The following is a 15,532-nucleotide window of genomic DNA, read 5'->3' as shown; positions in this document are numbered from 1 at the left end:
ATCAAGTAAACTTCAAGCACGAGGATGATATTTTTTATAAATTTCTGTCATTCTTTCTGTCGTGATGTGCGTATAAATCTGGGTAGTAGAAATATCAGCATGCCCCAAAAGTTCCTGCACAATCCTCAGGTCGGCTCCGTTTTCCAGTATATGTGTTGCAAAGGAATGGCGCAGCATGTGCGGAGATACATTTTTATTGATGCCGGCATCTCTCACGGTTTGCTTTAGATTTTTCCAGATTCCTTGTCGTGTGAATCCGTTGCCGTGGAAATTCAGGAACAAATAAGCCGTCTCTTTCCTTCCGTGAGCCAAAGCTGGTCGACTGTCCGACAAATATTCCGAAATCCAGAAGGCGGCTTCCTCCCCCAACGGAACAATTCTTTCTTTATCGCCCTTCCCGATTGTTTGGATGAACCCGATATCCAGATGGATTTCACTCATCGTAATGTGGATGAGTTCACTGACACGAAGACCGGTGGCATACAACAGTTCCAATATGGCCCGATCCCTCAAGCCTAAGACTGTTTTGACATCCGGAGCAGCCATCAAACGTTCGATTTCATCCATCGAGAGCACTTTCGGTAATTTTTGCTGTTTTTTCGGTAATTGGATGGTGACCATCGGATCGTTTTCGATTAATCCCTCTTGCTTCAAGTATTGATGGAATTTCCGGAGACTCGTGATCATTCTCCCGATTGAGGCTGTGGCCAATTTTTCTTCATTCAAGAATTGAAGATACAAAAGTACATCCGGCTTGGTGACATCTCCGAATGCATGAATCTCATTCTTTTCCAAAAAATGGCTATATTTTCTGAGGTCTCGTTGGTAACTGGTGATCGTGTTATCCGAAAGACCTCGCTCAATCCTTAAATAACGCCCGTATGCATTAATTTCTTCTTCCATAACCTTTAACCCATTTCATCTTTTTGAGTCTATTTATTCCTCATTTTTTGTTGGCAATCCCGGCAGATGCCATGAAAAGTCAAACGATGATCCTTAACCACGAATTGATAGCGCGCTTCGACATCCTTTTCGACCTCACCCAACAAATCTTCGTGTATTTCCTCGATATTGCCGCATTCTATGCACAAAAGGTGATGATGGAAATGTTCATTGCTGGTCCTTCTTAAATCGTAGCGGGATAACCCGTCTTCAAACACAACTTTGTAGGTGATGTTCAGCTCCGTCAAGATTTCCAAAGTCCGATAGACCGTGGCAAGGCCAATGTCGGGATGCTTAAGCCGCAACAGCAGGAAAATTTCCTCCGCACTGAGATGCTCTTTTTCCTTTTCCAGCAGCACGCTGACAGTCGCTTCTCGTTGTGGAGTGAGCTTGAATCCTGCCTCTTGCAATTGTTTTTTGATGGTATTTAATGACAATTCCGTCACTGCTGTCGGCTCCTTTAAGGACAGGCTGAAGACCTAATCCTTTTTGATTAATTTAGTGTGTCCGTCTTCTTGGATGATCAGTCTGGCTTTCAACAAATGGCCCAAAGCCCTTTTGAACTGCGCTTTGCTGATGCCAAAGTATTCTTTGATTGCTTCTGGATCACTCTTGTCCCAATAAGGCAAGCTGTGCGTTGGGCTCTGCTCCAACAACACCAGAATCATGGCGGCATCCTCACCGATTGCTTCGTGAGCACGCGGTTTCAAGGACAGATTCAGCATGCCGTGTTGACTGATGCCGACGACCCGCCCGCTTACGACTTCGCCCAAACGCGGTTCAATCTCGCGCTCAGATGGGTGAATGAATCCGATGTAATGATCGTCCGTCAGGATGAACGTTCCTACTAATTTCAAACGGAAGACAGTTCCGGTTATGTCTTTGTTTTTCAATTCCTCACCCGGGGTACGGGAAATGGAACGGAATACCGGCTCGTCGGCGATGATGCCCCATAGACGATCTTTGCTGTCCTGCTCTAAGGCAATCAGTAATCGGTCTCCTTTTTTCGGCCATAGTGATTTGATGTCGGGCAAGTTATCCAAGGAAACCACAATTTCTTTGTCGTCCAGGCCGATATCCACAAACACGCCCAAATCTTTCCGGACTGCCACAACTGTTCCCCAGCCGTATTTTCCTACTTGGCTAGCCGGTTCTTTTAAGGTCATGCGAAGTTGCTTGTTCATGCCCTCGTATACGAAACCTTTAACAGTGTCCCCCAATTGCAATGCTGTTTCCGATTCATCTTTATCCAATCTGTAAGTGATGCCGTCTTTCTGAACGAAGACATTTTTTTCGTTCTCGTCCACGATTACTCCTGTAATGATTGTTCCAAGTACTTTACTCATATTTTTCCTCCAGACGGTCTTTTCGTCGCTGTATTTCTTCCATTTTATCATATCACAAAATGATTTCCAAAGCGTCGTTGTTGTGAGCTTGTCATATTTGTGAAATTTCTGATATTTAAGCAAAGCAAATGGGTCCGAGACTCTCGTCCCAGACCCAAAGATGCTCTCTAATTTAGTTCAGCTTAGATGGTAGTAGTTGCACCGCGGTAGATGATGCCACGACGAGAATCGATTGTGATCAATTCATTATCTTGCACTAATGAAGTCGCATTTTCTGCTCCTACGATTACCGGAATTCCTTTTGCGATACCAACAACAGCAGCATGACTTGTCAAGCCGCCAGCTTCAACGATTACCGCTGCAGCTTTTTCAAATGCAGGTGTATAGTCTTTATCAGAGTTCTTCAATACCAAAATGCAGTCCTCTGTCACTTTAGCGATTGCTTCCTCAGCTGAAAGAGCTACAACAGCTTTTCCGATGACAGATTTGTCGCCGATACCTTGGCCGGAAGTCAATTTGGTTCCGATCAATTGGATCTTCATCAAGTTTGTTGTTCCGCGTTCGCCTACTGGTACGCCGGCAGTGATGATGATCAAGTCGCCTTCTTTAGCGAATTTTTCTTCTTTGGCAACTTTTGCAGCCAATTCCATCATTTCATCAGTTGAATCAGGTTTTTCGGTTACGAATGGATACACACCCCATGAAAGTGCCAATCCACGTCTTTGACGCTCCGAGAAAGTGACTGCAACGATGTGTGATTTCGGACGGTATTTAGAGATCATGCGCGCTGTATGTCCAGATTCAGTAGCGGCAACGATTGTTTGGATGTTAAGGTTGCGGGCTGTATGTCCAACCGATTGACCGATTGCTTCAGCCATATCTGTGTTGCTGTATGCTTTCAAAGCAAATGCATCTTGTCCAACGATCGCTTCTTCAGTACGGATAGCGATTGTAGCCATTGTCGTAACGGATTCAACCGGGTAATCCCCAGCAGCTGTTTCTCCTGATAGCATAACTGCATCAGTACCGTCAAAGATTGCGTTGGCAACGTCCCCTGCTTCAGCACGTGTAGGACGTGGGTTGCGTTGCATGGAATCCAGCATTTGAGTTGCTGTAATGACTGGTTTGCCTAAAGCGTTACATTTTTTGATCAACATTTTTTGTGCGATAGGAACTTCTTCCGTAGGGATTTCTACTCCTAAGTCACCACGGGCAACCATCAGACCTTGAGAAACTTTCAAGATTTCATCGATGTTATCAAGACCTTCTTGGTTTTCGATTTTAGGGATGATTTGGATGTGGGTTGCATTGTGTTTTTCCAAAATTTCAGTGATAGCCAATACATCGCTCGCGCGACGCACGAAGCTCGCTGCGATAAAGTCGACGTCATTTTCGATTCCGAAGATAATATCTTCCGTATCTTTTTGTGTAATTCCTGGGAAATTCGTTTTGATTCCTGGAAGATTGACACCTTTTTTATTTTTCAGAATGCCTGAGTTTTTGATCAAAGTAACAATTTCATTGTTCTCTCTGTCGATTTCAGTCACTTCAAGGTCGATCAAGCCGTCATCCAATAAAATATGGTTTCCGACAACAACATCGTCGATCAATTCTGGGTAAGTGATTGAGAATTTATCTTTTGTACCCTCAACTTCTGTCATAGAGATTCTTACTGTTTCGCCGGCGATCAATGACACGATGCCGTCTTTCATGTTGTTTGTACGGATTTCAGGACCTTTTGTATCCAAAAGGATAGCGCACATTTTACCTGTGATTTTTGAAGCTTCGCGAATATTGACGATACGGGCACCATGCTCTTCAAAATCCCCGTGCGAAAAATTTAAGCGGGCAACATTCATACCGGCATTGATTAATTTGACGAGTGTTTCTACAGATTCACTGGCAGGTCCGATTGTACATACAATTTTTGTCTTTTTCATAGAAAATAAGCACCTCATTTTATATTTTGTAAAACGTAAGTAAACTTTTCGTTAGAAAGAAATTTCTTTGTTGATTTGGTAAAGTGACAACATTGGCAAGTGTTTTTGGTTCTCAAGCGTGTCGATGATATCGTTGAAAACAACTTCATCACCCTTGACGCCTACGCAGATTCCGCCTTTGCCTTCTTCCAGCATTTTAACGGCGTTGTAACCAAAAAGGCTTCCCAGTACACGGTCTTTCGCTGAAGGGGATCCTCCGCGTTGCACGTGGCCCAGAACAGTGACACGTGTGTGGAATTCTTCGAATTCGGAAAGTTTCTCTGCGAATTCATTCCCTGACATTACGCCTTCAGCCAACATGATGATTGTATGTTTTTTGCCGCGCGCTCTGCCTTCCTGGATTTCAGCAACTACTTCTTCCATTGTGAATTCTTTTTCGGGAATGACGATGGATTCCGCGCCACTGCCGATACCGGTCCATAAAGCGATGTCTCCGGCGTTTCTGCCCATTACTTCAACAACGAATGTACGGATATGGCTTGTTGCAGTATCTCTGATTTTGTCCACAGATTCCAATACTGTATTGATAGCAGTATCAAAACCAAGTGTGTAATCAGTACCCGGAATATCATTGTCGATTGTTCCTGGGATACCAATTGTCGGGAACCCTAATTTAGTAAGCGCTGCTCCTCCACGGTAGGATCCATCCCCACCGATTACGATCAGACCATCGATGCCGAATTTCTTCAACTGCTCGATCCCTTTAAGCTGTCCTTCAAGTTTTGCGAACTCCGGATAGCGGGCAGAATATAAAATTGTACCCCCACGGCTGATTGTGTCTCCGACATCATCAATCGTCAGTCGACGGAAATCTCCGGCTACCATACCTGCATAACCATAATTGATGCCATATACTTCCAAACCGTCATAAATGCCTTTGCGCACAACGGCGCGAATGGCGGCATTCATTCCTGGTGCATCTCCACCACTTGTTAATACTGCAATACGTTTCATTAGACTTCACCTCATCAATAAAGTTAAAAACTCTCAATTTCCAAAAAAAATCATGCGTTAAATATTTTTTGAATTTGTCCTTCACTATCTTATCATCTTTTTATGAAAATGTCTTTTAATTTCACGTTTTTTTGATTGTTAAAAAAGAAACAATGAAAAATAATGGCTTCTTGTGCGGAATATCGCCACATTTAGACAAATTGTTATTACTACCGCCCGTATTCGGCTAATCCGATGCAGATGCATCCATCCAAAACGGATTAGCCGTTTTGGCAGCTTATGCTTTTATGAAAACAATATACGGATATCAACTTTTTATTTTCATTTGACAGCTACATTTTCGTTTCCAAAAACAGCCTTCAGTGATCCAAGCAACTCACTAGAAATAGCGACCCAATTTTCTGCTGATAAACGCATTGTTTGTTTGGTAATTTCATTGTATAGGATAACAGGATGATCTCCTCGCTGATTCCCCAGTACCTGATACATCTTCTTGAACAATTCAGGCTTGTTGTTTTCCGCCGTCAAACGGATGAAGACATTCTCCTTTTTTTGACCCATCATTTCCTGATAAGCTTCGGCATCCCAGATGTGCGTGACCAAAAAATTCGTTTTGTCGGCTTGTTTCGACCGCTCCAGCTTGCCTTCGACGACAAGCAACTGGTTTGTCTTCAGCAGTTTCATGAATCGGATATAGTACTCGGGGAAAATCGTAATACTGATTTCACCGGTACTATCTGTCAAGTTTGCGAAAGCCATCGGATCGCCCTTCTTCGTCTGGATTCTGCGGATGTCTTTGATCAAGCCCATCGTGCGCATTTTCTTGTCGTATGCCAGCTCGGTGACATACGCAACAGCACCATTGTTGTATAATTTGCCGAACTGGTCAATCGGATGGCCCTTCAAAGAATGGCCCAACGCGGCTTCTTCCAAATCCAGCAATTCCAATAATGGCATTTCTTCCGTTTCGACATATTTCGGTTCCAGTATCGAAAACAGATCGATGTTGTTTCCGCTGTAATCGATGCTGTTCAGCATACCCGGCAGCGACTGCAACAGCGTCGCACGCGAATGCCCGAAACCGTCGAACGCCCCGCTGAAGATGAGCGGTGTGATGTTTTCGTTCTTCAGCCACTTCGGATGGATCCTTCTTAAAAATTGCACGAAATCCTTGTAGTGCCCGTGAGCTTGGCGCTCTTTGATGATCTCCTGGATAAAATCGCGTCTGAGGCCCTTTATCCCGCCCAAGCCGAATTGGATCGTCTGCTGCTGCAGGGCAAACTTCCAGTTGCTTGTGTTGATGTCTGGATAGGAAATGCTGATGTTGCGCCTTTTCAGTTCGATGAAGTATTCCCTCATCTTATCCGAGTGTTGGTTGACGGAATTCAGCAAAGCGGCAAAAAATGCTTCAGGGAAGTGCGCCTTCATGTAGGCGAGTTGATAGGCTATGAAGGAATAGGCCACCGAATGCGAACGGTTGAACCCGTAATTGGCGAAACGCTCGATGTAGTCGTACACTTGCTCGGCTGTCTGCTCGGAATAACCTTGCTGTAGCGAACCTTCAATAAAGTGTCTTCTTTCTTCATCAATGGCCGATTTTTGTTTTTTACCTATCGCTCTTCTGAGGATATCCGCTTCCCCCAAACTGAAGCCGGCCATCCGTGAAGCCACCTGCATAACCTGTTCTTGATAGACCATTACCCCGTAGGTTACCTCTAGGATTGATTTCAGATCAGGATGGAGATAATCGATTGCGGCCAGCCCTTTTTTCCTCGAAATGAAGAGGTCGATCTGTTCCATCGGACCCGGTCGATAAAGCGCATTGACGGCGGCGATATCTTCGATCGATTCCGGCCCGAGCTTGCGCAACACATTTTTTATGCCTGGGGATTCGAACTGGAACACCCCATTCGTATCCGCTCTTCGGAATATTTCGAGCGTGCGATCATCATCCATCGGTATTTCCCAAATGTTGATGCTCTCTTTGCATGCCGCGCTGGCCAACTGCACCGCATCGTTCAGTATCGTCAGATTTTTCAACCCAAGGAAGTCCATTTTGAGAAGGCCGATTTCTTCGATGTTGCCCATCGTGTATTGCGTCAGATACAGCTCGCTGTTTTTTTTCTGCAAAGGCACAATGTCCCTTAACGGATTGTCGCTGATGACGACGCCTGCCGCATGAGTGGAAACATGCCGCGGAACGCCTTCAATCTTTTCAGCTGTTTCGTACAACAAACGGTTCACATCGTTCGTGCTGATCAGGTTCTGCAATTCTTTTGACTTCTGCCTTGCCTCCGCCAGACTGATGCCCAATTGATTCGGGATCGCATTCGACCAGGCTTGCGCCTCTGCAACCGTGAGTCCGAATACCCGTGCAGTATCACGCAAAGACATTTTTGCCGCCAGCGTTCCAAATGTGGCTATTTGGGCAACGTGGTCCGAACCGTATTTATCCCGGACATAATGCAGAATATCATCCCTACGATTATCCGGAAAATCCAGATCGATATCCGGCATATTGTAGCGTTCCTTGTTCAAAAATCGCTCAAATAGCAGATCGTATTTGATTGGATCGACATGGGTGATGCGCAGGACGTATGAGACGAGCGAACCGGCAGCAGAACCCCGACCAGCTCCCGGCATGATCTTCGCTTTCCGGGCATATGCCATCACATCCCAAACGATAAGGAAGTAATCATCGAAGCCCATTTCATGGATGACTTCCAATTCGTATGCCAAGCGTTTTTCATACGCTGCATCCGGGGCAGTGATCCGCTGACGTAGCCCTTCTTCGCAGAGCCTTCTGAGGTATGCTTGGGGTGTCGTTCCGGGAGGCAACGGGTAGCGCGGCAGCAGTGACTGATGCAGCGGCAGCTCGATTTCAATTTCGTCGGCAATTTTCTGGGTTGTTTCAGCCGACTCGACCAAATCTGCTTCCCGGAATTTCCTTTCGATTTCTCCGCAGGACGGCAAGTAGTACGTGCCATCCAAAGTCTCCGATTGCAAATCCACTTTTTCGTTCGCTTCGATCGCCCTCAGTACACGGCAACTGAAATTATCACTCGGCTCCAGATATCTGACATCATGCATAGCTGTTGTCGGAATGTTTGTCTCCTGCGACAAAAGCAACAGTCGCGGAATGATTGGCTTCATTTTCTCGTGGAGCTGAACACCCAAATAAAAATTGCCGTGACCGAAGATTTTTTCCCATGCCAAACTGGCTGCTTTGGCGTTTTGCTGATCATTTCCGTTCAAAAATCTTTCGATTTCGCCCTTTTCTCCTGGGGTGATTGCGATGATGCGGCTTGAATCATCCTCCAAAAGGGAAAGCAACTCCTTATCCGGAACGTCCTGATTCCTGAGCGTCGACAAAGCCATCAACTTTTTGTAGCCCTCAAAATCCTTCGCCAACAAAACCAACGGAAAGGTGCGATCTTTACTGATGATTCCGGGCAAATCCAGTTGGATCCCCAGAATGGGTTGGATAGCGTACTTTTTGCAAAGTTTGAAGAAGTCGACTTGGCCATAAAGGACATTTTGATCCGCCAATGCGATGGCCTGATAGCCTTTTGCCTTGGCGCTGCGCACCAAATCCTCTATTCGGGTAGTCGTTTGCAAAAGAGAATAGGCACTGATGACCTGCAAATGCACAAAAGACATGTCTGAGACCTCCTTTTTCTAATCAATATTATCATTATAGCGTACCCGTCCTAATCCAAGAAGCGAAAAAGTCGTTGGGCAAGTAATGCTTGTCATCTCCAAAAAAAGTGATAAAATGAATTTCGAGAAGAGGTGTAAACGACATGAAATATATTGCAATCATTTTTTGGGGATTTATCTTAGGGCAAGTATCTGTTTATCTGGGCAGCGCCTTATCCGGCGGAAGCTATGACTTTATGATCGCAACCATGACGGGTATCTTTACCGCACTGATCGTAGTTCTTGTTTCTGCGTTGATGCCGAAGACGGCCTCCCATAAATAACCGATAGTTCGTTCTAAAGACGGCATAAAAAACAAAAAACCTTCAGGGAACAATTTCCTGAAGGTTTTTTTGAATTGAAAAGTACAAAATTGATGGCCAGCTTCACGGGTTAGCCCTTCGGAAATTAGATAAATCGTACCTATTGCGCTCTACGATGCTCAGTCGGCACGATTTCCTAAATTTCTTTCAGGGCTGAACGAACCCGTTCCGCTTTTCTATTTATTTGATGAACATCGCATCCCCAAAGCTGAAGAATCGGTATTTTTCTTTGACTGCGTACTCATAAGCAGCTAAGACGTTGTCTCTGCCGGCAAAAGCGCTGACCAGCATGACCAAGGTCGATTTCGGCAAATGGAAATTGGTGATGATGCCTTGCACAACCTTGAATGAATAGCCTGGCGAAATGAAAATTTTGGTCCATCCGCTGTCCGCCTTGATTTCCCCATCAAATTTCGTGCCGATCGTTTCCAGTGTCCGCACAGAAGTCGTACCAACCGCCACTATTTTACCGCCGTTGGAGCGGACCTGATTCAGCGCTTGCGCTGCCTCGTCCGTCAGCTGGTAAAATTCCGAATGCATTTCGTGGCTGGCGATATCATCGACCGATACCGGACGGAAAGTCCCCAAGCCCACATGCAACGTCAGATAGACGATCTCGACACCTTTATTGGCCACTTCCTCAAGCAAATCAGCCGTGAAATGAAGTCCGGCTGTCGGAGCAGCCGCCGACCCGACTTCTTTAGCATAAACGGTCTGATAGCGTTCCTGATCGTCCAATGTTTCCTTTATATATGGCGGCAACGGCATTTCGCCCAGCGATTCCAGTATTTCCAAAAATACGCCGTCATATTTGAAATTCAAGATGCGTCCGCCGTGATCCAACGATTGCGTCACTTCCGCCGTCAAGCGTCCATCCCCAAAAGAGATGACTGTCCCGACTTTGACCCGTTTGCCTGGTTTGACGAGCGTCTCCCACTCATCCCCTTGGATATTGTTCAAAAGCAGGACTTCGATATGCCCGCCCGTATCCGGTTTGACGCCATGCAGTCGCGCAGGCAGCACCCGTGTGTTGTTCAGCACCAGCGCGTCACCTGCCTGAAGTTCCGCCACCATGTCGGTGAAATGTTTGTCCGTGATTGCTCCAGTCTTGGAGTCCAGGGAAAGAAGCCGGGATGATGACCGATCCAGCAGTGGTGTCTGCGCAATCAGCTCTTCCGGCAAATAAAAATCAAAATCACTTGTCCTCATTGATAAAATACCTCACTTATTTTTCTGTATCATACGATATTCCCAAATGGTCGTATGCCATCGGAGTCGCTACTCTGCCGCGCGGGGTGCGCTGCAGGAAACCCAATTGGAGCAGATAGGGTTCGTACATGTCCTCTATCGTTTCCATTTCTTCACCGATGTTGGCTGCTATCGTCGAAAGACCGACGGGGCCACCGTTATAGAATCGGATCATTGTCGTCAATATTTGCCGATCCAAGTCATCAAGCCCTTTGTTGTCCACGCTCAAAATGGACAAAGCTTTGTCGGCGATTTCCTTCGTGATCAGGCCATCGCGATAGACTTGGGCGAAATCGCGCACACGGCGGAGCAACCTGTTGGCAACACGCGGGGTGCCTCTGGATCTCAAGGCGATTTCGACAGCGCCTGACTCATCGATTTTCGTGGACAAAACATCCGACGAGCGATGGACGATCTGCCGGAGATCCTCGAGGCTGTAATATTCCATCCGCGAAACGATCCCGAACCGGTCACGCAAAGGAGCCGAAAGACTGCCGGCTTTTGTCGTGGCACCGACCAGCGTGAACGGCGGCAAGGTAAAGTGGACCGGATGGGCTGTCGGACCTTGCCCGATGATGATGTCCACATAATAATCCTCCATGGCAGAGTAGAGCACTTCTTCCACTATCCGCGGCAAGCGATGGATTTCATCAATAAAAAGGACATCCCCTGCTTCCAGTTCATTGAGCAATACCATCAGATCGCCTGGCCGCTCGATTGCGGGTCCGCTCGTGCTGTGGATGCGGACTTCCAATTCATTGGCGATGACCATCGCCAGTGTCGTTTTCCCCAACCCGGGCGGTCCGTATAACAGGACGTGATCTAAGGCTTCACTACGCGCTTTCGCGGCCTGAATATACACTTTCAGTTCATTTTTCACTTTGTCTTGCCCGATATATTGTGCCATCATTTGCGGCCGTAATGTTTTTTCGATCAAATCTTCTGTTAGGTCTTCCGTATTTCCGGAAACAATTCTGTTTTCAGCTGTCATCTATATCACCCTTTTAAAAGTAGCTTGAATGCCGTACGAAGCACTTCTTCGGCGCTGGAATAGTTTTCTTTTTCCAATAGCGGCAGTATTTTCTTCACTTCACGGTCCGAATATCCCAAACCGGCCAAAGCTTCCAAAGCTTCCGTCAAGACAGCGGACTGTGCGCCAGCAGTGTCGTGGACCGGATGTTCTTCCATCCAATACGTATCGGGCAGCAATTCGCCGAGTTTGCCCTTCAAGTCCAAGATGATCTGCGAGGCTGTCTTTTTGCCTACACCCGGGAATTTCACCAAATACCCCACATTATCCGTTTCGATCGCTTGGATCAGGCCTAAGTGATCATCGCTCGCCAATATCGACAAGCCGCTTTTCGGCCCGATTCCGGAGACGCTGATCAGTTTCAAATACAACTGCTTTTCCGTGTAGTCCTTGAAGCCGAACAGTGTGATCGCATCCTCGCGGACCGCCTGATAGATGTAAAACGTTATCTCCTGGTTCAGGCTTCCGGAAAACCGGAAAGGATTCGCAACCTGCAATTGGTAGCCGATGCCACCATTCTCCAGAACCACATAGAGCGGTCCCACGAAGACTAATTTACCTTTTATGTATTCGTACATCATCTGACTCCTACTCTTCATTTCCTGATTTTCATTCGGTCCTATCATAACATAAACCTGAACGGAAATGACAGCCGATCAGCCATTTATGTGGGAACAATCGTTTGGTCTGCATGACGCAACAAAAAGTCCCAGGACCGGTAGCCATGGGACTTAGCTTTGCTGACTATTCGAATAATAGTTTGTATTCAGAGTAGCCTTCCGCATCCAATTGATCGTAAGGGACGAAGCGCATGGCCGCCGAATTGATGCAGTAGCGCAGTCCACCTAACTCCGCAGGACCGTCCTCAAAAACATGCCCCAGATGTGAGTCGGCTTGAGAACTGCGGACTTCCGTGCGTTTACGCATCAATTTACGGTCTTCCAGCTCTTTCAGAGTGGAGATCGGTTTTGCAAAGGAAGGCCAGCCGCAGCCTGCATCATATTTGTCTGCAGAGCTGAACAATGGTTCTCCGCTCACTACATCCACATAGATGCCCTTTTCATAAAAATCATCGTACTCGCCGGAAAAAGGTCTTTCCGTAGCTTCGTTCTGTGTCACTTCATATTGTAAAGGCGTCAAGCGCTTCAATAGTTCCTCTTTGTTGTCCATCTTAGTATCAGACCCCTTTCTTTTCATTGCTACAGTATATCAAAAAATGCAAAAAAGCAGAACAAAAAAGTCTTGTTCTGCTTTTTATCTGTTTATTTAGTCTTTGATCAGAACAGGTTCCCCAAAATGCTTCCCAAAATACCACCCAATCCGCCCGTAGCCGAAGGAGTTGTCGTTCCGGACTGCTTAGGAAAGAGATCGGTAATATCGAAATTGCTTGTAGCTGTTTCTTCAGCTTGTTTGGAGAAAATGTCGGTCTGTTTGGCCACACCATCGGCATCCAATCCATCGGCATCCTTTTTGTCAGCCAGCATGCCCAGAATCATTGGCGCCATGGAAGCCAAAACTTTAGCAACCTCAGATTTGCTGATGCCTGTTTGGGCAGCAATCTGATCCACGACTTTATCTTTGTCCCCGAAGGCATGATCCAATATTTTATCGCCATCATCTGTATCGACCTTCTTGAACACATCTTCAATCGAGGATACATCTTTGGTCTGACCTTTATGTTTTTCCAATGCATCTGATAAGGAATCTTTCCCTGCTTTTGACTCTGCGTTTTTGCTTAATGCCCGAAGGATCAAAGGGATTGCAACAACAGCCAATTTCGGCAAAATGCTTGCATCAACGCCCGTTTTGCTGCCCAAGGCCTGGATCGAACTTTCTTTGTTCAGTTCGCCCATCATTTCGGAAATGTCATTGATTTGCACCATTTTTTCCACTCCTATCTTTTATTTAACTATCCTGATTTTACAACAAATGAGCAGAAATAAGAAATGATAAGCTTTCAGTGCGGGTCCTGGATCCGTTTGAACATTTTCTCCATATCCTGGTTGGAGAACTGAATCAACACAGGTCTACCGTGCGGGCAATTGTAAGGATTGTCCGTTTCGGCAAGATCGACCAATAGTTGGCTTGCTTCTTTGTCGCTTAGGAAATGATTCGCCTTGATCGAGCGCTTGCAACTCATCATGATGGCAGTGGCTTCCCGAAGCTTTTTGATGGAGATATCACCTTCCGCCAAATACATCTCCACCAGTTCCTTCAGAATGTCTTCCTCCTCACCAGGCGTGAACCAGGCAGGATGTTTTTCAACGATAAAACTGTTCTGGCCGAATGGTTCCAGGAACAGGCCCATCGCTTGCAGCTCTTCCCGATTTTCCTGGATCAACTGGAATTCATTGGCGGGATAATCCAGGATGATCGGTATCAGCAACCCTTGGAGATCGGTAGAAACCTTGCCGATTTCCTCACGATAATATTCATATTTGATTCGCTCTTGGGCAGCATGCTGATCGATGATGTAGAGGCCGTTTTCATTTTGCGCGAACAGGTAAGTGCCATGCATCTGGCCGAAAAAGTGCAAATCCGGGAACGGACGCTTGCTCGCAGATCCCATCTCTGCCTCCGCTTCGACTTTCTGAACGGTTTTCATGATCGGTTCTTCATGGGCAACCGGATTTTTTGGATGGATAGATACATGTGGAGCATTCGGTTCATCGTGGTCCTGCGCTGGTTGATCAGTGAACAGAACAGCGTAAACTTCTTGTTCTTCACTTGTAGGCGGCAGGCCCTCCGAAGGCGCGACTTCTTCAGAACCCATAAACGCTTGTTCACGTTCGGAATTTCCATTATGAACCGGCCCGTTGTCAAATGCTGTCTCCAATGATCGGAAATTCTCATATTCGCTTGTCGCCAGCAGCTTCGTTTCCGTTTCTTGCACGAGCTCTTGATCGAATGACCGGAAAGAGACACTCAACTGCTCGGTCCGGACCGGTTCAGCTGGACTCGGGCGTTTGAACTTCAGATTTTCGATGCCGCTCGGAATGCGTTCTTCGGTCCGCAAAACAGCAGCGACCGCGCTCTGGATCAATTCTCCGAGTTCTTTTTCTTTGCTGATCCTGATTTCTTTTTTCGAAGGATGGACATTCACATCCAACAACAAGGAATCCGCATCCATCACAATGACAGCGAGCGGATACCTGCCGACCATCAGCTTGGATCCATAGCCATCGATGATCGCTTTATTCAAGGCGTAATTTTTTATGAAACGCCCGTTCAGTATCAAGGTGATGTAGTTGCGGCTTGCCCGCGTCGTGTCAGGCAAACTGATGTAGCCCTTCACTTTGAAGTCCAAATTTTCGTTCTCGATCAGTTTCATCTTCTTGGCGGTCAGTGTCCCGTAAACGCCCGCGATAGTCTGGCGCAGATCGCCGTTGCCAGCCGTGTGCAGAAGTTGGTTGCCTTCATGATGCAAACGGAAGGCGATCTCCGGATGACTCAAGGCGATCCGGTTCATGATGTCGGTGATGTTCGACAATTCAGTCTGGAGGGAACGGATGTATTTCAAACGGGCCGGCGTGTTGTAGAAAAGATCTTCGACGATGATCGTCGTCCCTTTACGGGATTTGTTCGGCCTTTCTTCCTCGATGACGCCGCCTTTTATCGACAAGTAGGTGCCGCTCTGTTCAGCGACAGCCGTTTCGATCGAAACTTTGGCGACGGAAGCGATACTGGGCAAAGCCTCACCCCGAAACCCCAGCGAGTGGATGCGGAAAAGATCATCCTGCGTATAGATTTTGCTGGTCGCGTGCCGCGTAAAGGCAAGTTTCACCTCATCCGCCGCGATGCCATCGCCGTTGTCGGTGACCTGCACCTTCTTTAATCCAGCTTCTTCGATGAAAACATCGATCTGGGTACTGTTGGCATCGATTGCGTTCTCAACCAATTCCTTAACGACCGATGCCGGCCGTTCGATCACTTCACCGGCAGCGATTTGGTTCGTCAATATTTGGGAAAGCTCCCTGATTTTGGCCATCT

The 15,532-nt window shown here is 46.7% G+C and carries 13 protein-coding genes; 1 reads left to right on the top strand and 12 read right to left on the bottom strand.

The features are described 5' to 3' along the window. Nucleotides 1-12: 12 nt before the first annotated feature. The 6 genes from xerD to dnaE form a co-directional block, all read right to left on the bottom strand. Entirely contained in the window at nucleotides 13-903 is an 891-nt protein-coding gene (gene xerD / locus TES5_RS05135) for a site-specific tyrosine recombinase XerD (protein ID WP_068560609.1), read from the bottom strand. A 29-nt stretch (nucleotides 904-932) separates the two neighbouring features. Further along, nucleotides 933-1,388 (bottom strand): ferric iron uptake transcriptional regulator, encoded by a 456-nt coding sequence (locus tag TES5_RS05130; protein WP_068560606.1) that lies wholly within the window; start codon nucleotides 1,386-1,388, stop codon nucleotides 933-935. A gap of 33 nt (nucleotides 1,389-1,421) precedes the next feature. Then, entirely contained in the window at nucleotides 1,422-2,288 is an 867-nt protein-coding gene (locus tag TES5_RS05125) for a CvfB family protein (protein ID WP_068560604.1), read from the bottom strand. Between the two features lie 182 nt (nucleotides 2,289-2,470). Next, complete coding sequence (pyk, locus tag TES5_RS05120; protein ID WP_068560603.1) at nucleotides 2,471-4,228, bottom strand: pyruvate kinase; 1,758 nt, start codon at nucleotides 4,226-4,228, stop codon at nucleotides 2,471-2,473. A 51-nt stretch (nucleotides 4,229-4,279) separates the two neighbouring features. Continuing rightward, entirely contained in the window at nucleotides 4,280-5,242 is a 963-nt protein-coding gene (pfkA, locus tag TES5_RS05115; protein ID WP_068560600.1) for a 6-phosphofructokinase, read from the bottom strand. A gap of 321 nt (nucleotides 5,243-5,563) precedes the next feature. Then, a complete protein-coding gene (gene dnaE / locus TES5_RS05110) occupies nucleotides 5,564-8,902 on the bottom strand; it encodes a DNA polymerase III subunit alpha (protein WP_068560598.1) in 3,339 nt (1,112 codons plus the stop codon). Nucleotides 8,903-9,045: 143 nt separating this feature from the next. On the opposite strand from dnaE, the gene TES5_RS05105 reads away from it, so the two are divergent. Next, complete coding sequence (locus TES5_RS05105) at nucleotides 9,046-9,225, top strand: YjzD family protein (protein WP_068560596.1); 180 nt, start codon at nucleotides 9,046-9,048, stop codon at nucleotides 9,223-9,225. A gap of 219 nt (nucleotides 9,226-9,444) precedes the next feature. Here the strand turns inward: TES5_RS05105 and queA are convergent, their stop codons facing one another. From queA to mutL, 6 genes are all read right to left on the bottom strand, one after another. Next, a complete protein-coding gene (queA, locus tag TES5_RS05100) occupies nucleotides 9,445-10,473 on the bottom strand; it encodes a tRNA preQ1(34) S-adenosylmethionine ribosyltransferase-isomerase QueA (RefSeq protein WP_068560594.1) in 1,029 nt (342 codons plus the stop codon). A 16-nt stretch (nucleotides 10,474-10,489) separates the two neighbouring features. Further along, a complete protein-coding gene (ruvB, locus tag TES5_RS05095) occupies nucleotides 10,490-11,503 on the bottom strand; it encodes a Holliday junction branch migration DNA helicase RuvB (RefSeq protein WP_068560592.1) in 1,014 nt (337 codons plus the stop codon). A gap of 5 nt (nucleotides 11,504-11,508) precedes the next feature. After that, nucleotides 11,509-12,120, bottom strand: a complete 612-nt coding sequence (gene ruvA, locus TES5_RS05090) for a Holliday junction branch migration protein RuvA (RefSeq protein WP_068560590.1) — start codon at nucleotides 12,118-12,120, stop codon at nucleotides 11,509-11,511. 166 nt (nucleotides 12,121-12,286) lie between these two features. Next, complete coding sequence (gene msrB, locus TES5_RS05085) at nucleotides 12,287-12,712, bottom strand: peptide-methionine (R)-S-oxide reductase MsrB (protein WP_068560588.1); 426 nt, start codon at nucleotides 12,710-12,712, stop codon at nucleotides 12,287-12,289. A gap of 107 nt (nucleotides 12,713-12,819) precedes the next feature. Beyond that, nucleotides 12,820-13,425, bottom strand: coding sequence for a DUF937 domain-containing protein (locus tag TES5_RS05080; RefSeq protein ID WP_068560586.1), 606 nt, complete (start codon nucleotides 13,423-13,425; stop codon nucleotides 12,820-12,822). A gap of 74 nt (nucleotides 13,426-13,499) precedes the next feature. Then, nucleotides 13,500-15,530 (bottom strand): DNA mismatch repair endonuclease MutL, encoded by a 2,031-nt coding sequence (mutL, locus tag TES5_RS05075; protein ID WP_068560584.1) that lies wholly within the window; start codon nucleotides 15,528-15,530, stop codon nucleotides 13,500-13,502. Between the last annotated feature and the right edge of the window lie 2 nt (nucleotides 15,531-15,532).

The organism is Trichococcus sp. ES5 (assembly GCF_900067165.1).
GTDB classification, from domain to species: domain Bacteria; phylum Bacillota; class Bacilli; order Lactobacillales; family Aerococcaceae; genus Trichococcus; species Trichococcus flocculiformis.
Note: the sequence above shows the minus strand (reverse complement) of the source record. Positions and strands in the feature narration are given on the sequence as shown.